Source organism: Plantactinospora sp. WMMB334 (genome assembly GCF_049179095.1).
Classification (GTDB): Bacteria; Actinomycetota; Actinomycetes; order Mycobacteriales; family Micromonosporaceae; genus Plantactinospora.
The window spans coordinates 4,496,505-4,519,470 of the sequence record NZ_JBMHME010000002.1 but is presented as its reverse complement, the minus strand read 5'-3'; the positions used below and the strand labels follow the sequence as shown (position 1 = coordinate 4,519,470).

The following is a 22,966-nucleotide window of genomic DNA, read 5'->3' as shown; positions in this document are numbered from 1 at the left end:
GGGCGCGGCCGTAGCGTCGGCCCAGGGCCTACGTCGCGAGTCGTCCCCGACGTTGCGGCGAGATGCGCCGGGTCGGCCTGACGGATCGCCAGGCTCTCGGGATCCGCAGGTATGCGCTGGACGAGGGGAAAACTGCGGCAGGGCCCCGCGGGTCGGGAGGTGGGAGGCGTGGCCGACGCGGCGGAATTCCCGGACCCGGACAAGATCGATGAGCTGGCCAACCGGTGGTCCGCCTACGGGGAGCGTCTCGCCGAGCTGAAGAGAGCCACCAACCAGGCCAGGCAGGCGAACTGGACCGGCGAGACCGCCGTGCAGTCGGATCGGATCGCCACCCAGATCGATCGGCGGATCGACGACGTGGTGTCGTCGTGCTCGGCCATGGCGGAGTCGCTGCACGGCATGGCCGAAGGGGTCCGCGAAGCGATCCGGCAGAAAAAGGCCGAGGAGCTCATGAACATCATCATGGCTGTCCTCGGTGCGGCCGGCGTACTCCTGATGGCGGCCGCCGGCCCGCTGATCGCCATCCTGTCGGCATCGACCCGGCTGGCCTGGCTGTCCAGCGCATTCAACGCGATCTTCCGGGTGATGAACATCGTCGGTGACCTCATCGCGTCACTCGTCACCTATTTCCCCGTGATCAGGGGTGCGGCGAGCGCCATCGGCTCGATCGTCAACGGCATGGTCTGGGCGACCGGCATCAGTTTCGGCATCCAGGGCGGCGTGAGCGCCGGCATGGGGGTGCCGTTCCACCCGGATCCGACGATGGAGCTGCTCAACATCCTGGTGGGCGGGGCGGCGGGATTCGCCTTCGGTGGCAACCGGCCCATCGACCGCATCAGCAAGGGTGGCGGCCGGCACGGTAACGCGCATTTCGACCTGCCGGGCATCAACAATCTGCCGGGCGGCATCCGGGTCGGCGCGCCCAGGCCGGGCTCGGCGGACGGGTCGAACGCGCCCGGTGGGCAGACGAGCGTGCGGCCAGTCCGGCTGACGGAGCAGCCGGGCCCGACAAGAGCCGGCGGGGACGGCTCGCAGCCGCCCCCATCGCCGGTCAGAGCGGCGCCGGAGATCGAGGCGACCACGAACCTCGGCCGGACCGGCGACTATCCCGGGCGGCATTCCGAGTCTGCGCCGGGTGGCACCGAGAGCGTCGGAACCACCGGGCCCCCGCCCACCACCCCGCCGGGCACGCGCGCGCCGGGCGCCGGTATCGGCCAACGCGTTCCGGACAGCGCGCTGACCGACCCTCCTGTCCCGTTGAGGTCCACTGCCGGGACGGAGGGCCCTCCGCCCCGAAGCCAGCAGGGGACCGGCAACTCGCCGGGCGCCCGCCTCGCCGGCGGCGACCGTGTCGCTGTCGACCCGCCCGCCTCCGCCACCCCCCTCCGCCCCGCCAACCTGGGCGCACAACCCCACGCACCCGACAGCGTCAACCAGCTGACCGCCGAGTCACCGGCCGGCCGCCCGGGTGGAGGACCGGGCTCGAGGGTCGGTGCGAGCGGGCCGGCGGTCGACCCGCCGCCGTCGCCGGGTCGGGGACAGCAGGGTCTGCCGGTGTCGCCGGAGGTGAGTCCGCCGGGTTCGCCGCGTTCGAGTGTGGACGGTGGTGTGTCGCGGTTGTCGCCGGAGGTGAGTCCGCCGGGTTCGCCGCGCTCGGGGCCGGAGAGCGGTAGCCCGCTCCGGTCGTCGTCCGACGTCACGAACCCCGCTGCCCCCCGTACCGCCAAAGCACCGCAACCGGCAGACGCGGATTCCGCCGTGTTCGAGCGGGCCGACCTCGACGGCGACCGGGGCGGATCTCCGGGCCGCCGGAGCGTCGACTCGGCCGACACCGAGTTCTACCGGGAGGCAAGGGGGCAACTGCGGGACGCCGGGCATCCGAACTTCCAGTCGTCGAGCGACCCCATCGGGGCGCGGGCCGGTCTCGAAACCGCGTCGCAACGTCCTGCCGCGCAGCCGGTGCCCGGCCAGCAGGAGGCCGGTGGACAGATGCCGCCGGCTTCCCGCCCCCGTCCCCCGGCCGAGCGCCTCGAACTCTCCGCCGAGCGGCCCGGTCTCGCCGCGGAGCGGCCCGGTCTCGCTGCGGAGCGGCCCGGTGTCCACGCCCAGCGGTCCGGAGGCACCGACCCGGCCCAACTCGCCCGGCCCGCAGGCGCGTCCGAGGGGAGCGGCGTGCGCGCCGCGTCGCCTGCGGGGCAGGCACCGAACCCGGTGGCCAGGACCGCCGCCGGCACCAGCAAGCCGGACGGAATCCCGGCCGTGGAGGCGTCGTCGCGCGTGCCGAGCAGCACCGCCCCCCACGTCAACCGCGCTGGCGGGGCGGATACGCCACCGCCCGCCGTCACCGCCGAACCGCCCGGCGGGGCGCGTCCCGGGGAGCGGTCGCCGGACGGCGCCGGCCGGGACGCCGGCGGTCTGCGTGGCCGGGCCGGAGCGGAGGCCGCCCGCCACAACCAGCTGGAGCAGGCGAGCCTGGACGCGGCCGCGCTGGGTCACAAGCACCGTACGCAGCATCCCGGCACACTCTCCGCGGCGGGGTACCGGCGGGTCGCCGAAGACTTCAGGGCGGACCTCGCCGAGGCCGTACGGCGGCGGTACGGCCCGGACGGCGACCCCGGCCGGGAACGCGCCGGCGACGGGAGTCGGGATGCGGAACTGCTGGCGGAGCAGCGGCGGCTACTCGACGGGTACTCCGGCCGGCTCGACCGCGAGGCGCGTATCGAGCAGGAGTTCCAGTCCGTCGCGCGGGAGTTCGACGGGTACGCCGCCAGCGCGGGCGGCGAGCAGGCGGCCCGGGTGGCGGCGTCGAAGGAAAGAACATTCGCCAGCTTCCGCCAGCAGGTCGTCGACGCCGATCGGGCCGGCCTGGGCGACCAGCTGCCCACCATCCGGGACAACATCCTCGACGACCTCGACCTGTCCCTGGGCGTGCAGCGGTGGGCGGACGCACAGGTCGCGACCTTCCGGCGGGTTGAGGGCCGGCTGTCGCCGGAGGGCTACGACCGGGTCAGGGCCGAGCTGCTGAGCCGGATACCGAAGAACGCGGGTGAGCTGCAACCGGGCTCGCCCGACTCGGCCCGGATACGCGGGCAGTTGCACGCCGTCCGGGACGACTTCTTCGGCCGGCTACGTGCCGAGAGTCTGGCCGAGACCGAGCTCGCCAAGGTGCGGGACAGCGTCGTGTGGCGGCCGTGGGACGCGGCGGTCCGGGGCGAGGCGGAGGCGGACTTTCGGGCGGCGGTCCGGGCCGCCGGCCCCGACGCCCCTCCCGGGCTGCTGCGCGAGATCCGCGAACAGTGGCTGGCCGGCCTGCCGGGGCGGCTCGACCGGGCCGCCGCGATCACCAATCTCGGCAACCGGTTCCACGGCATCGAGGCAGACTGGCTGGCCGCTGTCGAGCGGCAGCATCGCGGCGGCACGGCACCCGGACAGCAGCCACTGTCGCCGGAGGGGTACGCCCGGGCGCGGGGCGACCACCTGGACGAGATCGCGGAGCTGTCCGCGGACGGCAGGCCGAGCGCCGCCCGCCGCCAGGAAATCACCGAAGGCTACCGGGCGCGCCTCGATCGGGAGCGTCTGGTCGAGCGGGAGTACGCCGCGCTGGCGAGCCGATTCGACGAGGCGGCGCCGGACTCGGCGCGGATCCGCGGCGAGGCGTTCCACGAACTTCGTACCAGGATCCTCACCGCCGGTCCGGACCCCTCGCCCGAGACACTCCAGAGCATCCGTCGGGAGGTGGTGCGGCGGCTCCAGGACGGCGCCTGGGGGCCCGCCTCCGTGGCGACCAGGCTGCACGCGGAGCTGCGGGGCATGTTCGACCGGGGGATGGCGGAGTTCAGGGCCCGGGACACCGGAGCCGGCCCGCACCCCGGCGACCGGGACATCCTCGGCGTCGAGGCGGAGTTCCGCCGGCGCGGGATCGCCGCCTACGAGGCGGCGTGGGAACGCCTCGGCCCAGACACCCGGACCGCGGACGTGCGCGCCCAGTGGTTGCGCCGGATGGAGCCGGAGATCGGCCGGCTCGCCGACGACCTTGCCGCCCGCAGCGGCGCACCGACGTCCCGGGCCGCCCGGGACACCCTCGTCGACGATGTCGGCCGGTGGGCGGATGCCCGGTACGCCCAGCTCCAGCGCACCGAGCCGGGCCGGATGCCCTCGGCCGAGGGCTTCGCCCGCAGCCGCGCCGAGCTGCTGCGGGATGTCGGGGGCGCGGCGGTGGAGGTGCGCTCGGCCGGTGCCCTGCCGCCCGGCGTGCGTGACCGCCTTGACGGCCTGGCGGACGGGTTTGCCGACCGGCTGCGCCTGGAGCAGCGGTACGAGGCCGAGCTGGCCGCCAGACGTCCCGCGCTCGACAAGGCCCTCGCCGCGCGCGGCGATCTCGACGGCTGGGCGTCGACGGTGCGTGCCGAGGCCGCCCGTGACCTGCGCGCGGCCATCCACGCGGCCGGCCCGGCCGCGCCGTCCTCGTTGATCAGGGAGATCGGGGAGAACTGGAGTGCCGGGCTCCGCACCCGGACCGGCGAGGCCGCCCGCCTGGTCTCCTTCGCGGACCGGTTCGACGGCATGGCGGCCGAGGCACGTGCCGCGCACGGCGGACCCTCCCAGCGCCCGGGGGGCAAAGCGCCCTCGCAGGTGGAGCGGGCCCCGGCGGTGGAGCGGGCCCCGGCGGTGGAGCGCGCCTCGTCGGCGGAGCAGACCCCGCAGGCGATCCGGGCCGACTTCGAGCTGAAGGTGGCCGCCGAGCTGCGGGCCTGGCGGGACAGCGCGGATGGTGACCCCCCGGTCGCCGGCGCTGCCCTGGCCGACCGGCTGGACGCGATCGCCCAGGCCACCCGGGACCGGCTCGCCGACGCCGCGCGGCGCGAGGTTCACACCGGCCGTGCCGGCGACTGGGCGCGGCAGGAGAATGCGCGCATCGCCGCGGCGACACCGGACGACCCTGCGCAACCACGCCCCTCGGCGACCGCCCTGGACCGGGCCCGCGGCGACCACGTGGCCGCGGTCGGCCGCGCCTACGACGGGACACCCGGCCGGGGGGCAGGTCAACGCGGGTCGTCACCGGAGGCCCGGCAGGCGTTCGAGGAGCACCAGGAGCGGCTCCGGCAGGGCTACTCCGAGCGGGTGCGCCAGGAGACCCTGGTGGAGTCCGCGTACGCCACGATGGAGCATCAGCTCACCACCAGACTCGACAGGCTGACCGGCGACGCCGCGGCGCCGGGCCGGCTCGCGCGGCTTCGGGGCGAGGCGTTCGACGACTTCCGCAACCGGATGCTGGACGCCACGGACCGGTCACCGGAGGCGCTCGCCACGCTCGGCCGCGCCTGGGCGGACGGGCTCGACGGGCGCATCTCCGCCAGCCGTCCGACCGGGCGGATCGGCGGCGACGTCGCCGAGCTGTTCGACGGCGCCGTCGGCAGGCTCGGCTCCACCGACCATCTGCCGGTGGCGAAGCTCACCGCATTCCGGGAGGGATTCGAGGCGAGGGCCGGCCGGGTCTACGAGGAGACGTGGCAGGCGCTGGGCGATCGGGCCCGGTTCGACGACGTACGCGACGCCACGGCGACGAAGCTGCGCCCGGAGGCGTCCCGCCTCGCCGACGACCTGACACTGGTCCAGGCCGCCGAGCGGCTCTTCGCCGCCGAACAGCGCGCCCAGCTCGCCCGGTTCGGCGACGCGCGGCGTGCCGGTGATCTGGCACTCACCCCCGCCGAGCTGCAGGCCGTCCGCAACCGGCTCGGCGAGCGGTTGGCGGCGGACCACCGCGCCGTCTGGGGCGACGGGCCCGGTGAACTCTCCCGCCCCACCGAGATCAGCGATGCCGGCCGCCTCAACGCCTGGCGTGACCGGGTGGACCAGGCGGCGCGCGACCTGCCCGAGTGGATGTACGAGCTGCGTGCGGCCCGCCTCGCCGGGGCATCCCCGCCACCCGAGCTGGCCGGGGCACGGCCGGGACGCGACGCGTCGATCGAGCCGCCGGCAGTGGGCGAGCAGGCTGGCAGGGCCGGCAGGGCCGAGCGGGAGCTGCACCAGCGGTGGCAGGCGAAAAAGCCGGAACTCACCGAGCTTGCCGCGCAGCGTGCCCGGGTGGAGCAGGAGCTGCTGCTGCGCGGCGACGACCCGGACGCGATCTTCGACCGCACGGTGCGCAACTGGCGCGAGGCGCATCCGGAGGAGGCCGGCCGGCTCTCCGCCGCCGACGTCGAGGCGATCCGCACCGGCGAGTACCAACCGGACATCGCACTCATCCGCGAGCACGCCTGGGGCCGCGCCGGGCGCCCGCCGCTCGACCCGGCGGCGATGACCGAACTCGTCACGGCCCGGGCCGCGGCGCTGCCCGAGCGGTTCGCGGACATCGTCCGGAACAGGGCCGCGGGCCTTCCGGCCGGCGGTGTCGACCGGGGACCGGACACGCGCGAACCGGTGCCCGAGGCGTGGGCCGGACGCGAGAGCGCCTGGCGGGAGCTGCAGCGGATCGCCGACCCGCAGGTCCGGGCCGACGCGGCGGAGATGTTCGCGCACACCCTGGCGCGGTACGAGGGCGCGCGCGGCCCCGAGGGCCGGGTGCTGTCCGGCCGTGACCTCGACCTGCCGGGCGCGGACTTCTTCCGGGCCGCTCGGGAGGGCCACGAGGGCGCCGTGCGCGGCGCGGGGGCGAACGTCCACCCACGGGACGCCTGGCTCAGTCGGATGGTCGGGGCCCGCGAGCGGCTCGCCGACGACCTCGCCCTCGCCCAGGTCAAGGCGGACATGTTCGCCAAGGTCGCCGGTGAGCCGGAGACCGGAGCCGCGGCCTCCGCACTGACCGCCGCCCAGGCGGGCCGGGTACAGGCGGTGCTGGAGATCAGCCTGCGGCAGGCCAGATCGCAGCTCTGGTCCGGCGAGGCGGGCACCTTCGCCCGCCGGCACGAGAACGCCACCGCGAGCCAGATGCGGACCTGGCATGCCCGGCTGGACGAAACGGCGACCGCACTGCGCCAGCGGATCGCCCAGGAGCAGCGCTTCGGCGACCTGGCCGGTGCCGCGGCGGGCGAGTTCGACGCGGTGATGGGCACCGGCAAGGCCAAGGCGTTCCGGCTGGCCGACGCCACCTACGAGGCGCTCGCCCAACGCTTCCGCGACGACTACGTCGGGGAATACCAGCGGCTGCACGGGATGAACGAGGCGGAGAGCGGGCGCTGGCTCGGTCACGAGGCCGCCCACGAGAACCGCTTCGCCGCCCGGCTCGACGAGATCGCGCAGCTACGGCCGGACCGGCAGTGGGACGGGCCGATGCACAAGGACTCGGCCGACGCCGTCGTGCCCACCGGGACGGCGCCGCTCGGCCGGGACGACACCCACCTGGTGCCGGAGGGCTACGGCGGCATCTCCCACGACGCGGACGCCCGACCGGCGCCGAAGACCGGTGACGGTGACGGCGAACGCGCCGGGCGGGCCCAGCCGCCGGCACCCGAGCGGAGCGCGGATTTCGTCCCTCCGGAGCTGGACCTGCACGAGAGCGCCGTCCGCTTCGCACCACGCGCCGACGAGCTGGTCGGGTCGTACGAGACTCGGGTCCGGACCGCCGGCACCGTGCAGGCCCGGCGGCCGGACTTCGCGGCCGATTTCGCCCGGGAGGTCGACCGCACCGGTACGCTGCGTGACCTGCGGTCCGGCGACGGCGCTCCCCGGTTCGGATCCCTCGGCGAGTTGCCCACCGCCGAGCTGGTGCGCTGGCGCGGCCGGTTCGTCGCCGACGCGCAGCGGCTCTTCGAGAGCACCTGGGCCCCGGTGCTGCGCACCGACGCGCCCGCCGGCTCGCCCGCCTGGCAACGCGCGGCCGGGGAGTGGGAGCAGGGGTACGCCACGCTGCGGGCGCAGCTGCGGCTCGACGGCTTCCACCGTCATGAGATCGGACGGCACGACACAGCGGTGACCGAGGCGGCGCGGCAGGCCCGGCAGCGCGGCGTGGCCGAGCACGACATCGCCGCCGGCGTGCGCGCCTTCGTCCGGGACGTCCAGATGACCGCCGACGAGCTGGTCGGGGCGCGGCCGTTGCGCGGCGACGGGACGCCGGGGCGGGGCGACGCGCTCGACCCGGCGCACCGTGCCGAGTGGGACGCCGCCGACGCCGCCCTGCACCGGCGCCTCGGCCAGTACCTCCGGCTGGCCTCCGAGTCCGGACCGACCATCGAGGGCGCCGTCGAGCGCGCCGCCGCACGCGTCACCGGATGGGCCAGGCAGGCGACGTCCGACCGGGACGCCGTACCGGTGCGCGAGCTTCGCCAGCAGGTGGACGACCTGCATCCGGCGATCAGCGCGGAGGTGCGGCAGCGCGCGGTGGAGACCTGGCTGCGGCACCGATGGTCCCTCGACTACGGCGGCGTCGACCGCGCCCCGATCCGGGGCGACCTGGACGCCACGGCCCGGCGGATCGCCGACGAGCATCTCGACCGGTTCGAACAGACCCATGGCGGCGCCGGGGCGCGGGACAAGGCGGCATACGGCAGGCTCGTCGACACCATCGTGGACTCGGCGGTGGCCGACCTGATCGCGACGGCGCGGGACTCCGCCGCCGCGCTGTCGCCCGCCGGCGTCGATCGGATGGTGCGGGAACTCCAGCAGCGGCTGCGGGACGTCGACGCGGCGCAGCGGCCGGAGCTGACCGCCGACGGCTACTCGGCGGCGGCGGTGGGCCGGGCGGTCGACCGGGTCAGCCACGAGGCCGAGACGCTGCGCTCCGAAATGTCCGCGCGGGTCCGCTACGAGGAGCGGCTGGCCGTCGCGGTCGAGCAGGCCGGACGGCGGTACGCCGAACTGCTGCGTACCGTCGACGGATCGGCGGCGGCCAGCCGGACCCTGGCCGACGACTTCGCCCGGGAGTGGTTGCGCCGTTACGACGACACCTTCGGCGGGGAACCCGCCGGGCTGCGGGGCCGGCTCTCCGCGCACACCCTCGACGACCTGGTCACCGAGATGCACCCGGTGGTGACGGAGGCGCTGCGGTCGCACGGCGGGTGGGCACCCGGACGGGTGGTCGAGACGATCACCGGGCGGGCGCCGCTGCGCGCGGGGGAGGCGGTGGCCGTCACCCCGTCCACCGTCTATCTACACGTCGGCGGGGGACCGCGCGGCCGGGCGTACGACCACGCGCTGACCGCGCCGTCGGCCGAGCAGGACACGGTACGGGTCGTCGTCGGCGGCAGGATCGACCCCGACGTCCTCGACTGGTACCTGGGCGACCTGCCCTCGGCCGCCCGCCGGCACATCCTGCTCGACCTCCGGCACGCAGGCGACGCGCCGCAGCCCCGGCAGGGGGGTGACGAGCCGCAGCCCCGGCACGGGGGTGACGAGCCGCGATCGGGCGCCCGGTTCGCCGACGCGCTCGACGTCGTCGTCGAGATGCCGGCCGCCTGGGCGCGCGGGGTGAACGACGGGCGCATGACCGGGTACGGCCCGAACAGCGCGCGGGTACCGACGGCGTTCGCCTCCACCGTCCGCGTCTGGCCCACCGCCCGGATGCACGAGTCCGCACCGCCGGAGCACTTCGGGCTCGAACCGGGCAGCTCGGGCGGATACCGCCTCGGTGCCGACTGGTCCGTGGAGGTCCGGCGCAACCAGGCCGGCGTGCCGGGCACGTTCGCAATCGACCGGTCCACCGGCGCGCTGCCGGACGGGGTGCGGCAACGCCTGGACCACCTCACCGAGGGCCTCTCCGCCGCCGGGCTCCGCGAGGTGCCGTACCGGTTGGAGGGGCGCACGGTGGGCGGGGCGGACGTGCCGTCGTTACCCGAGCAGACCCTGGTCCTCCGGCCGCCGGTGCGGAAGGCGCCGTCGCCGGAGCAGGCCCAGCGGTCGGGTCACGGCCACGCCGGGCGACTGCCGGAGACACCCTCCCCAGCCGAGCGGAGCTGGCCGGCGAACTGGTACTGGCGGTCGGTGGAGAATCAGTTCGGTGCCAAGTGGTACCTGCTCAAGGATCTCGACGGCCGGTTCCTCCAGGTCGGCGACAATCCTCGGCCCGCACCGCAGACCGGGCCCGCCGGCCCTGGCGCCCGGGAGTTCCCGGCCCGGATCCGCGACGTGGATGGCCACGCGTGGGTGCAGCTACCTCCGGGTGCCGTCGCCGGCCGGCATGCCGGGGCCGACCCCGCGAACCCGCCGGACCGGTGGAAGCGGCTGCCGGACCCGACGGCCCCGCCGGCCCGGGAAGGGCCGGGCGGCGGCCCGGAGGGTGCCGACGCCTACTACTGGGAGCGGTACAAGAACACCTGGAGTGTGCAGGTCACGGCGCCCGGTGGAAAGCCGCTCAAGTTGACTCCTGACGACGGTTACCGGCTGGGTGTGCCGGAGCCGACCACAGCCAGGACGACGCCGCGCGGCAACTTCACCGGCAACGGCCACGCCGTCGGCCGGCCACCGGACGGACATGGCGACCATCCGGCGGACGGACACGGCGACCATCCGGCCACCGGAAAGCGGGGCCTGGCCAACGCCATGGACGACTTCGTCCCGTTCACCAGCCGGGGCAGGCCCAGCGGCACACCGGACGTACCGGTCGAGGCCGGAGCCTCGGGATCGGGGAAGGCGACCGGCGGCGGATCTGCCTGGTCCGGGCCCGGGCGGCGGCTGGACGGCAGGCCGGCGGAGACCGCGGCACCGGCCGGCGCTCCCGCGACGAAGGGCGCCGCGCCGCGCGCCGAGACACCGGCCCGGACACCGAAGCCACCACCCGAGCCGGCCGGGGAGTCGGTGGGCAGCGGTGCCCGGCGTACGGATGGCCCGGGTGGAGCCGACGGCGCCGGACTCGCGTCCCGGCGGCCCGAGACCTCCGGGTCCAGGACGACGACCGAACGCCCGGACCGGTACTGGGAGCCGGTCGTCGACAATCCCGCCTGGGCCCGGGACGGGCAGCCGTCGACCGCCGGTACGCCCGTCCAGCGGCCAGCTCCACGACCCACTGTGGACCGTACCCCGACCGACCCGGTCGAGCTGGACGCGATGCGCAAGCGCCAGCAAGAGGCGCTTGACCGGCGCGGAGGCACCAGCCGTACCGACGATTCCACCGGTGTCCGCATCCCCGGTGAGCCGGTCACCGAGCAGCGGCCGGTGGCACCGACGAGTGAACGGACGGCCCCGGCCGGGACCCCGGTGTGGGCGACGCGACCGGCACCCGCTGGAGACTGGGGGGCCGGAGCGACTCCGGTGCCGCCGGCCCGGGACGCCCTCGGCGAACGGCGGGCCGCGGCCCTGGAGGCGGTGATCACGGCGGGTACGCCGGTGCCGACGAACCCGCTCGTCGAGGGCGGCATCACGGGCGAGCCGCCGACCGGGGTGACCCCGCAGACCCGGACGACCGAGCGGCAGACCGTACGCGCCCGGGAATGGCTGGCGGCGGCCTCGGCGCCGGTGGAGACACAGCACGCCGCGGGCGGCCGTGGCACGGACCCACCAGCGAGTTCCGCAATGGATGGCGCGGATTGGACGGCGTTGGTCGACCGCGCGCGCCGCCGGATGGAGACCCTGCGGAGGCTGGACGCGCTCGTGCCGAGCTGGTCGGAAGGGGAGGAGCGTGCGCGGCGGTTGGACGTCCCCCGGCACCGGGACCGGCTGGGGCTGGTCACCGAGGCGGAGGCGGAGGTGTTGGCCGGGCGGGGCCCCGGGCAGGGCTGGCCGGAGAACGAACGGCCGGAGGTGGTGCTGGCGCTGCGTGGAGACGAGACGGCACGACAGGCGCGGCGGCTGGAGTACGCCCGGCTGCTGGCCCAGACGGCGCCGTTGACAGAGCACGATCAGGCGATTCGCGCGGGGCATGGACTCGGGCACGGCGTGCCGCCGCAGCGGCGCGCGGACGCCCTGTTCGAACTGCGGTCGCGGCGGTGGCGCACCGAATACACGCTGAACACGTTGTTGGCGAATCCGGTAGCCGAATCGGACCCACTTGCGGTGGTGCGACAGGAAATCCAGATCGCCGAGCTGCATCGGCAATTGGCGCGGATGGGTGCGGGTCGAGCACCCGATGGCAGCCAATTCCTGGCCAGGTTGGAGCCGGAGCAGCGGGAGGCGGTTGGGTCGGCGGTCAAGGAGTTGTCTTCGGGTCAGCAGCCGGATAAGGCGGCGCGGGAGGTTGTCGATGATCCGCGTGGTTTGTCTGAGGCGGAGTTGGTGGCTCGGATTGAGACGTTGCGGTTGTTGGATGCGGTTCCTGGTGAGTTGCAGAGTCGGCGGGTGGTGTCGGGGGGTCGGGAGGTGGTGGAGGGGGATCGGGGGGTTTGGCAGGCTGAGATTGAGCGGTTGGGTGTGTGGTTGAGGTTGCGGCGGGGTGGTGAGTTTTCGGAGGCGGAGGCGGGGATTTTGGCGGGTGTGGGGCTTGGTCGGGGTGTTCCGGTGCAGCGGCGTGGCGAGATTGTGTTGTTGTTGCGTGATGGTGTGCGGCGGTTGGTGGGTGAGTTGGATCGGTTGAGGGTGGAGTTTGGGGAGTCTCCGAGTGCGGAGCAGCAGTATGAGTTGCAGGTGTTGCGTCAGCGGATCGAGTGGGCGCGGGCCGGGTTGGCGGCGGACGGTTCGGCGTTTCTGGCCAGGTTGGAGCTGGATCCCGAGCGATCGACGACTTCTGGTGGGAAGCGCACGTCTTCTGCCAGGAACGCGTCTTCGGGCAAGCAGCCGGATAACGCGGCGCGAGAGGTCGCCGATGATCCGCGTGGTTTGTCTGAGGCGGAGTTGGCGGCTCGGATCGAGGCATTGCGCTTCTCGGAGGGGGACCGGGAGGTACGGCGGACTGAGGTGGTGCGGCTGCAGGTGTGGCTGGACCTGAAGCGAGGGGATCTGACCACCGGCGAGTCGCGGATCTTCGCCGGAGAGGGGTTCGGCCGGGGCGTGCCGTTGCAGCGGCAGGTCGAGATCGTGGCGACCTTGCGCACACGCGACTGGCCGGCGTCGCTGACGGAGGCCGAAACGCAGATCATGGCTGGGCGGAGGGTCGGGGCGGGGCTGAGCCCGGCAGAGCGGGGCGCGGTGGTGCTGGCGTACCGGGCGTTCGGGGCGCGGGCGCAGGCACGGTTGGACCGGCTGCTGGCCGCCCGGGCCGACCGCCCGGACGCGACCCTGTCGAGTGCCGGGCGCGCGCTACGGCAGGCGGACATCGCCGAACTGCGGTCACAGTTGGAAAGGATCGGGCAGGGGCTCAACCCCTACGGCCTGACGGAGGCCGGTCTCCGGAACGGTCGGGTCACCGGGCGATGGAGCCGGATCACCGAGGCGGACCGGCTGCGACTTGTCCGGCTGGGCGGGCCGTTGACACCGAAAGAGGAAGCGACGCTGGCTGGGCGCGGCTCGGGTCTCGGTCAGTCTCCCGAGCGCCGCTTCCACATCGTGCGCAACGCCCGTGTATGGGCACGCCGAGAGGCAGCGGCACAGCGGACGCGACAGGCGCAGCTGGAAATTCGGCGTGGCGCGGTGGCCGAGGGATATGGGCTCGCGCGTGTCCGGGCCGGATGGGTCTACTACCGCGGCGACGCTCCGGTGGCCTCCCCGACCGCGCTGGACCGGGTGGCACCCCGGCCGGGTCACGAGACGCTGCTGGTCGACCCGTCGGTCACCGACCTCACCGTGCTCCAGCCGTACATCGCGCACGTCGAGACGCTTACCGACGACGTACCGCTGGTCCGGCTCCCGCGTCGCGGCCCGCAGCTGACCCCGGCCGAGCTTGCGGACCACGCCACTCGGCTGCTGGACGGCACCCGGGGCGTGCTCTCCCTGCCCAGCCGCCGGCTGGACGGTGAGCCGCCACCCGACGGGCCAATCGTGCCGGTCGACAGGATAGCCAGGCGAACCCTCCCGCTGCTGAGCCACTCGTACCTCGGTTATCCGGGTGCCGCGCCCCCGGGCACCCCCTACGATCTCGCCGGGACACCGCAGCCCGGCCAGTTCCGGCTCGAGCTGGAAGATGACGACGACTGGATCGTCGAGGAGACCCAACTGGAGGACGGCGGTCCGGACGCCCCGAGGGTGGTGTGGGTCCGGCCAGCACGACCCGATCCGGATGTCACCGGGCCCGTGCTGCCGTACGGCGCGTCCGCCGGATCCGGCCCGGGATTTGTCCTCGGGCTCCCCGGCCTGCCGGTGCCCGCCGGAGTGCAGCGTCGGGTCAGGGCGATCGTCGACGCCCTGCCGGCCGAGAGCCGGCCCTGGGTCGCCGGGCACGGCGCCGACTCCCGCCCCCGCCGCCCGGTTCCGATCCCCTTCGGTTCCGACCTGTTCGTCCTGCCCCACGCGGCAGGGGCCGACGAGGTGATGCGGGCCAACCTCACGGCGGCACAGCTGCGCTACGGTCTGCCCGGCGCGGCTGCCGGGCGGACCCTGGTGATACCCGGTTCCGTTGACCCGGTGGAGCAGACCGTCGGCGCGCTCGGCGCGCCGATGACGTTCGCCGAGCTCTCGGCGGCAGTGGCCGGCCTGAACGGCCCGACCATGGTGGTCCTGACCGATCCACGCGCCACCACACCCGGCCCCGACGGGCTGTCCGTGGCCGCGCGACTCGCCGCCGGTCCGGCCGCCGTGGTCGTCACGCCGGACCCGGACGACACCGACCGGTGGTCCGAGCAGAGCGCGGTCACCGGCCTCCGGCCGCTCGGCAAGCTGTTCGATGAGCCGTCCACCGGCCGTCCACCGATGACGGTCGCGCAGCACGCCGCCCTGCGCGCCGCCGGCCGGACGGTCCCCGCCGAGCCACCGGGGTCGCGCTCCACCGCCGCCGGGGAGCCGCTCGACGGCGACGGCCTCTTCCACTCACTGCTGGCCGTCGCCGGTGACGAGATCCGGACAGCCCTCGCGGCCGGCACTCCGACCGCCCCCGCGGCCGGGATTTCGACGGTCGACGAACCGGGAGCTCCGATGGTCGCGGCGGTCCGGCGGTACCTCACCGACTTCTTCGCCGGCGACGTCGCCGCGCGCCCGGAGCATTACGCGGCCTTCGGTATCGACGCCAAGCGGGCCAAGGAGGTGCTCCGCGACCTGCCGAAGCTCGGCCACACCGGCGGTGTCGCCGGGCAGATCGCCCTGCAACTGGCGGTGCTCGCGTTCCGATTGAACGTCGCGGTGCTGCACCCCGACGGCCGTCTCGCCAGGCACGCGGAGCCGGACGACGGGCCTGGGGAGCCGGAGGACGGGCCTGGGGAGCCGGAGGAGGATCTCAAGATCCTCGTCCAGGTCCGCGACGGCGACCGGACCGGCTATCTGCCGGCGCTCGGGAAGCCGCCCGTGCCGCGGGTGGTCGAGATCGACACCGACCTGTGGGAGCCGCTGCCGGGGACGCTGGACAGGCCGATCCCCTGGGAGTTCACGCCCCCGCAGGGACCGCAGGGCCGCCCGTCGCTGCGCCGCCCATCCGGCAGCGGCGAACGGACCGTCGTGCGTTACCGCCTGTCGGCGACCCGGGAACAGTGGACGGTGCAGCTGAAGGTGCACCTCCGGCCGGGCGAGGGCGCCCGGCCGGCCGAGCTGGCCGCGGTACGCCGGACGGCCGTCGCCGGGGTGGAACGGGTCTTCAACGCGCCCCGGCACCGGCTGCGGGTGGACGGGACCTCGCCGGTGCTCCGGGTCGAGTTGAATTTTGTCGACGCGGCGGACCAGGCGCACCAGGTGATCGAGGTGGTGCCGGGGGATCCCGCGAGGATGAACCAGCTGCGGTGGTCGCCGGGAGCGACGCCCGAGGCGTACGCACACGAGGTGGCGCATTCGCTCGGCCTCCGGCACCCGGCACCGGAGAACCTGCCGCCGCGCGACGGCGCCGACCGGCGGCGCTGGCGGCGCCCGGCACCGGACGAGGGCCTGATGCGGGACGAGGCGGCGCACGGGCTCACCCCGGCGGAGCTCGCACAGCTCGTCGCCGTGGCACGGCCCTACGTGGGATCGGTGACCCCGAACGTCTCGGCGCCGGGCTTCAACCCGGCCGATCCGCCCGACCCCCGCGACCGTGCGCCCGGGCTCCTCGTGAGCATGGTCGACCCGCCACCGCCCGAGGTGACCATGGTCGACCCGCCACCGCCCGAGGTGCCGACCATCGTGGTGGTGGATGTCGACGAGCCGACCCAGCCATCCGACCCCGGCTCGCCCCGGGGCGGTACGGACGACGCTGCCATCGAGCCACCGGGCGCCGACCCACGCGAACGGCTGGCACGTCTGCTCCGGTCCAGGATGGACCCTGCCACCCCGGAAAGTGGCAGGCTGGGACCCGACTACTTCCGGGTGCGGGTGCCCCCACCCCCACCCGACCTTCTCCGCGACGTGCGACCGGGAAGCCTGGCGACGGATCAGCTGGGCGGCTTCTTCGACCGGGCCGACCTGGCCTGGCGGGGCGAGCCGGGCGGTCGGCCGCCGACCACGATGCCGGTCTGGACCCGGCCGGACGGCGATGGTGTGCAGGAGATGCCGCTGCACATGCCGCTGATCTGGCTCGGTTCACCGCTGGTACGCGACGGCGGTGACCGGGAGGCGTTCATGGACAACGCGGCGCGGTTGGCTGGCCAACTGGCACCGTTCGGCGTGGTCGTCAGCTTGTGGATCAGCGAGCCGCCGGATCCGGAGACGCTCCGCTGGGCGCGGGAGAGCGGGATCCGGCTCATCCTGGTGGACGAGGTGTTCCACCGCGACGCGCCGATGCGGTCCGACCGGTTCTACCGCCAGGAGATGGCCAAGCAGGTGCCGGAGGGATTCGGGGCGGCCGCCGACATCCTGCGGTGGGAGATCCTCAAACGCTTCGGCGGCTTCTACAGCGACGGCGACAACCGGATCCGGGACGACGACGCGGCGGCTCTCCTCGCCGAGCTCAGAACGCTGTTCGACCGCTACGGGTGGGCGGTGCACCGGGACGTCGACGGGGAGACGTACAACAACTCGGCGATCATGGCCGCGCGGAACCATCCGGTCGTCGACACCGCCCTTGACGTGATCGAGTTCAACTACCGGCAGCCACAGCGATCGATCATGACGGACGTCTGGGGCCTCTTCGCCGGGCCGGAAGGCGCCCGGGAACTGGCCGGCGCCCGTGGGATGAACGTCCGCCGCCGGTCGGTGTTCTGGCGTACCGGGCCGTGGACCCTGTGGCAGCTCCGCTGGGCCATCCGCGACCGAGCGGGCCACCTGGTCTCCGAGGAGGGCGAACGGCTTCCGCACCTGAACCGGCTGACGATGGGCTCCGCCAACAGTTGGATCAGCAGGAGCATCCTGGCGCCGGTCCGCCGGTTCACCGCCGACGAAGAGCCGCGGGTGCTCTACCGGCTGGCCGCGAAGCTGGTCCGGGATCTCTACAACCGGGAGGGGGATCTCCGGCTGACCGAGGTCGCGCCGGTGGTCAACGGCTTCGCCGACCCGGACGCCGTGTGGCGGGCACTGTTCGACGTCTTCCTCGACGAACCGAGGCTGCGCGACCGGCTGACCACCGTCACGGACCGGATCCTGCAATACGGCGGGGAGGCCGGCCCGCGCCTGGAGGTCGTCCGGTTGCCGGCCGACGTGCTGGAGCGCCTGGGGCTGGCACCCGACGGATCCGCCGGCGGGCCGGAAGGGGAGTGGCGGCTCGGTGAGCTGATGCGTCCCGTGCATCTTTCGGGTGCCCCTGTCCAGGCCGGGCCCGCGGGTCCGGTGCCGGGGCCGGACACCTCGGGTCGGCGGGTCCGCCTGCCCCGAGGTGCCACCCTGCACGAGGGTCTGGTGCTGGTGGGGCCGAGGCCGGACGAGGGTCTGCTGGCCCCGGTCGCCATCGCCGCCCAGCGGCTGCAGACGGCCCGCGCCGAGTCCGGCACGGATGCGGGTCCGGCGGCGGCCCCGCGCGAGCTCCCGGTGATCGTGTTGGGCCGGCGCGCCGGGCCTGCCGAGGCCATCCGGAGCAGCCTGCACGGGGTTCTCGAGGCGTATTACGAGCTGGGCGTGCGGCCGGCGGTGGTCTTCGTCGACGCGCCCGACGCCGACGACGATTCGCTGCTCGCCAGGTATGGCGTGCCGGCCGTCCGCCGGGTCGCCGACGACACGCCTGCCGGACCGGACGCCGGTGCGCTCCTGCTGCGGGGCTTCGACTGGCTCTGGGAGGTACGCGTGCCGGGGAACGTCGAGCCCGCGCTGGTGAAGACCGTGGGCGCCGCGCTGGAGATCGCCGCCGGCAGGGGGGCCGGGCAGGCGTACGGTGACGTGCCCTCCGACGAGCTGCACGAGTGGCTCGCGGCGCAGAGCTGGACCCGGAAACGGGAGATCTTCCGGGACCGCCGGGGCGAGCTGCTCCGGCCGGAGAACCGCGCCGCGCTCGACCGGATCCTGCACCGGCAGCCCGCCCCGGATCTCGCCGCCGCCGGGGACCGTGCCGGCGACAACGTGGCCGCGTACCGGTCGATCCTCACCCTGGCCGAGCGGGGGCAGCCGGAACTCCCGTTCGACTACCTGACCGAACCGGACCCCCAGGCCCGCCGCGACCTGTTGGTCGCGCCGCTGCTCTCCGGCGCGGACGTGCCGCTGGGCTCGCTGGTGGAGTTGGCCAACGGGGCGGACGGGGACCCGGCACACGGCGCCAACGCGGCGGTGCTGGAGGCGCTACGGATGACGCTGGACCGGCCCGCCGGGGAGCCGGGGCCGGCGGGCGGCGTCCCCGCAGCGGCCCGGCAGGTCATCGTGAACAACCGGATGTACCTGCGCGGCGAGCAGGAACGGGTCAACTGGGCTCGCCACCTGCGCGACATCATGAACAGCCGGTACCCGGACCGCAGTGCCGAACTCGGCGAGCTGGCCACCCTCATCCTGACCTGCCACCAGCTCTGACCTGCCACCAGCTCTGAGCAGCACCGGCGACCGCCGGTCCCGGGCCGGCGGTCGCGGGCGCGCGGTCACTCCGGCAGGCGGTCCGGTAGCTGGTTGGTGAGCCCGGCCAGGTTCTCCATCAGTGGGCGCACCCCGTCCTCGGTCAGGCGTCGCATCGATTCGTTCGCGCGGGTGAAGGCCTCGGCCAGTAGCTCCTCCAGCACCGGAAGCCGCGCGGGGTCGGCCAGGCTGGGATCGACGAGGACCTGCCGCACTTCGCCATGGGCGGTGAGGGTGATACTGACCAGTCCGTCACCAGAGGTTCCGGTCACCTCCGCGGCGAGCAGCCGCGCCTGCACCTGCTGCATCTGCTCCTGCATCTCCCGGGTCTGCCGGACCAGGTTCTCCAGGCCGAACGGCCCCTGCTGCGGCTGCATGGCCGGCTCCCTTCCTCGTGGGCGTCGCCGGTCCTGCTCGCTGGCGGCGCCCTGCAATCCGTCGATCTCGTTGCGACCACCCACCGGGCCGCTCCCGGCGTGGGGGTCGTCCGCTCCTACGAAGGGCACGCGCATCTGGTTCACCGGTGCTCCGGACCGACCCTGCAAGGGACACCCGAAAAAGGGCGCTGCGTCGTCGGGGCTGTCCTGCTTGACTGGCCGGAAGCCGGGCGGCGGCCCGGCCGGGCCGACCGTGGCGCCGGAAGTCCGCCCTACGGATCGTCGTGGAGGTGAGATGGTGGCTCGGCTGGCGCTCGTGCTCTGCGCGGTCGCCGGCGCGGTGCTCGGGGTCCTGGTCTGTCCGCTCTCCGGCGCGCCGCAGGCACTCGCCGCCCCGCCGGCCACCGGCAGGTACTACGTGGTGGGTGAGCCGGTGAACGGCCAGCGCGAGCATGTCTACGCCATCGCGCTCAAGACGCTGGGTAACGGCAACCGGTACCGCGAGATCGTCGAGCTCAACCGCGACCGGCGCCAACCCGACGGCGGCGTCCTGACCGACGCCATGACGGTACGGCCCGGCTGGGTGCTGGTGCTGCCGGCGGATGCGAAGGGCCCCGGGGTACGCACCGGGCCGATTCCCACGTCGGTGCCCGGCGCGTCGCCGACCGGCGGTCCGCCGACGCCGCGACCGGCGGCGGGACCCGGCAACCCCGGGGTCGACGCCACCCTGCTGCGGGTCGGCGGCTTCGCGGTCACGCTCCTGCTGCTCATCCTCGCGCTGCGTATCCTGCACGGTGGTGCCCGCCGTGCCGCGCCGGCCGCGCGTACGACGTCCGGACCGGTCATCGAGCCCGGGGATCCGCCGCCGGCGGCCCCCGCCGAGCCGGCCGCCGTCGCCGCACCCGGCCCGCCGGAGGTGTCCGGCAAGGATCCCGCCCCCGTGTCCGCCCCCGCGCCCGTCTCCGCGCCCGCCTCCGTCTCCGCGCCCGTCTCCGCGCCCGCCTCCGTCTCCGCGCCCGTCTCCGCGCCCGCCTCCGTCTCCGCGCCCGTCTCCGCGCCCGCCTCCGTCTCCGTGACCGCCTCGGCCGGCGGGCGTCGGCTCGTCGACATACCGCTGCCGGACGATCCGTCCGACAGGGCCGACCTACCGGCCAGCGGCGACCGGGTCACGGCGACGACCGGCGGTGCGGCGGCCACGGCGCCGGCCGCGGGCGGCGCGCCCGGCGTAAAGCACCCAGCCGAGCAACGTCCCGTGCTGCCCGGCGAGAGCGACCGGACACCCGACGTGTGCGAGACGCTCCTCACCGAGCACGGCGAGGTGCAGGTGCGGCTCTCCGGTGCGGCGGCCGGGCGTGGCACGCCCGCGTACGCCTGGCTGGCGGACGGGGAAGAGCCACCACCGGCCACCGTGCCGCTGGTGCTGGGGCGCAAGGGTCGGTGGCGACTCCGTGTCGATCTCGCCCGCACCCCGGACGTCCTGACCATCGTCGGGTCGGACGACGCCTGCCGCCGGTACGCGGCAACGTGCGCCCGGCAACTGCGCGATGCCGGCGTCGGCCTGGCTGCCGTCGGCGATGCCCTCGGCGATGCCGTCGGCGACGAAGCCGATCCGGGCATCCGCCGGCTGGACCGCGTTCCGGCGCTGCCGACGCCCGGCGATCCGCGCCCGGAGCCGTACGTGTTGCTCTGCACCGGACTGCCCGAGCCAGCGGCGACCGTCCGCCAGCTCGCCAGGGCGACCGAGGGGCATGCCGTGCCGGTGCTCCTCGGGTCGGTGCCGGGCGGACGGTGGTCGATCCGGCTCGGTGACGAGGCCGGCTGAGCGCGCGACGCGCATCTCGACCTGCCGGCACAGGTCCCGACGCCCCGGCGTGGATCTCGGCTTCCGGCGCGGATCGCTTGAACGCGACGGGGCAGGGATTCGTCGTCAGGTCGACGCCCGACGCGGGCGCACGCGGTTACGCGAAGGAGGCTGGCGGTGCCGGCGAGACTCAAGACCCTGTACCGGCTGTTCGTGGTGCTCCTGCTGGCCTGCGGACTGGTGCAGGCTGCCACGGTCGGGGTGTCGACCGCGGAACCGGGGACGACCACGTCCGGCTACGTGAAGTACTACACGGTGGCCGCCTCGAACCAAGGGGGGCCGGAGGACCTGACCGACATCGCCGTACGGTTCCTCGGCAACGCGGAACGGTCGGCCGAGATCTACGCGCTCAACGCGGGGCGCCCCCAGGCGGACGGCACGGGACTCACCGATCCGCGGAGCCTGCGCGCCGGCTGGGTGCTCGTCCTACCGTGGGACGCGGTCGGTGACGGCATCCGGTACGGTCTTCTGCCGGCGACGCACAATCCGGGCACGTCGGACCGGCCGACGTCCAACAAGCCGGCGACATCGGGCAACCCGGTGACATCGGAGAAACCGGCGACCTCTGGTGGGTCGGCGTCGACTCCGGACGGTCGCGGTGGTCCTCGGGGCGGTGCCACCGACCCACGCAACGCCAGTAAACCGTCGACGAGGTCGGGCGACGGCTCCCGGCCGACGAACTGTGGCGGCAAGACCATCGCCAACAAGCAGTCGACCTGGGCACAGCAGCAACTCGCGCCGGGCCACGCGTGGGAGAGGTCCCGTGGCGACGGTGTCATGGTGGCCGTGGTCGACTCGGGTGTCGACGCGAGCCTGCCGCAGCTCAGCGGGCGGGTCGCCGTTGGCGCGGACGTCACCACCGGCAACGGCCACGGCGACTCCGACTGCCTCGGTTCCGGTACGGCGATGGCCGGCATCATCGCCGGCAACTCCGATCAACCCGACATGCCCAGTGGTATGGCTCCGGACGCCACCGTCCTGCCGATCCGCGTGGTGACCAAGGGCGCGACGGCCAAGGCGACCGACGCGGCGAACGCGATCGAGGTAGCCGTCTCCACCGGAGCGTCGGTGATCGCCGTCGGTTCCTTCGTCAGCCTGACCGAGCCGGAAGTCTCCGCCGCGGTGTCCAGGGCGCTCACCCAGGACGTGCTCATCGTCGCCCCCGCCCCCACCGAGCCGGTGACGGTGCCGGAGCCGCCCGAGGGTGCCGGCGCCCCTGGCGCGTTGCTCTCCGTTGGTGGCATCGGGCCGGACGGCAAGCTCGTCGCGCAGTACGAGGAGTCCACGGTGGATGTCGTCGCGCCCGGTGCCGACGTGGCGAGTCTCGGCATCAACGGCAACGGCACGGTGAACATGAGCGGCTCGCAGTACGCGGTGGCCTTCGTGGCCGGCCAGGCCAGTCTGGTGCGCTCCGCCTATCCGGAGCTCAACGCCACACAGGTCAAGCACCGCATCGAGGTGACCGCCGAGCGGATGGGGGCGGAACCGCCCGACAAGCAGTACGGCTGGGGGATGATCAAGCCGGCTGCGGCGGTGAGCGCGACGATCGAGGGTGAGGTGGCCGCCGCGCCACCGGACGGTGGCGGTGGCGGTGGCGGCCTGGCCCGCACGGTGGCGATCATGGTGGTGGTCTTCATCCTGCTCGCAGCGGTCGCGTTGCTGCTGCTGCGGGCGCGTCGTTGGGCTCGGGGCAGCGACCTGGCGTCGGATGATCCCGACGAGTCGTCGGCACCGGGACCAACGGCGCAGAGCGAGCCGGCCGGTCGGCCGCGCCGGTAGGCGATCGCGCAGCGCTCGGCAGACACGGTCCCCCCGACCGCTCGGAGTACCCGGGCGCGGTCGGGGGACCTCTCGCCGTTGTGCAGCCCCCTGGTCCGGCGTGATCGGGGGCGATCGAACCCCATTCAGG

4 protein-coding genes are annotated in these 22,966 nt (G+C 74.4%); 3 read left to right on the top strand and 1 reads right to left on the bottom strand.

What is annotated here, in order from left to right:
• Window positions 1-168: 168 nt before the first annotated feature.
• Complete coding sequence (locus ACN27G_RS19355; protein WP_421494190.1) at window positions 169-18,780, top strand: hypothetical protein; 18,612 nt, start codon at window positions 169-171, stop codon at window positions 18,778-18,780.
• Between the two features lie 65 nt (window positions 18,781-18,845).
• Here the strand turns inward: ACN27G_RS19355 and ACN27G_RS19350 are convergent, their stop codons facing one another.
• Window positions 18,846-19,196, bottom strand: coding sequence for a YbaB/EbfC family nucleoid-associated protein (locus tag ACN27G_RS19350; RefSeq protein ID WP_421494189.1), 351 nt, complete (start codon window positions 19,194-19,196; stop codon window positions 18,846-18,848).
• A 295-nt stretch (window positions 19,197-19,491) separates the two neighbouring features.
• Between ACN27G_RS19350 and ACN27G_RS19345 the strand changes: the two genes are divergently transcribed.
• Both ACN27G_RS19345 and ACN27G_RS19340 read left to right on the top strand, forming a co-directional pair.
• Window positions 19,492-21,018 carry a hypothetical protein gene (locus tag ACN27G_RS19345; protein ID WP_421494188.1) on the top strand — a complete coding sequence of 509 codons (1,527 nt, stop codon included), beginning with the start codon at window positions 19,492-19,494 and terminating at the stop codon, window positions 21,016-21,018.
• Window positions 21,019-21,174: 156 nt separating this feature from the next.
• Window positions 21,175-22,836, top strand: coding sequence for a S8 family serine peptidase (locus ACN27G_RS19340; protein ID WP_421494187.1), 1,662 nt, complete (start codon window positions 21,175-21,177; stop codon window positions 22,834-22,836).
• The last annotated feature ends 130 nt before the right edge of the window (window positions 22,837-22,966 follow it).

Excerpts from the sequence above, each read along its gene's own strand:
- ACN27G_RS19350 (WP_421494189.1), bottom strand. The coding sequence starts at position 19,196 with ATGCAGCCGCAGCAGGGGCCGTTCGGCCTGGAGAACCTGGTCCGGCAG.
- ACN27G_RS19345 (WP_421494188.1), top strand. The coding sequence starts at position 19,492 with ATGGTGGCTCGGCTGGCGCTCGTGCTCTGCGCGGTCGCCGGCGCGGTG.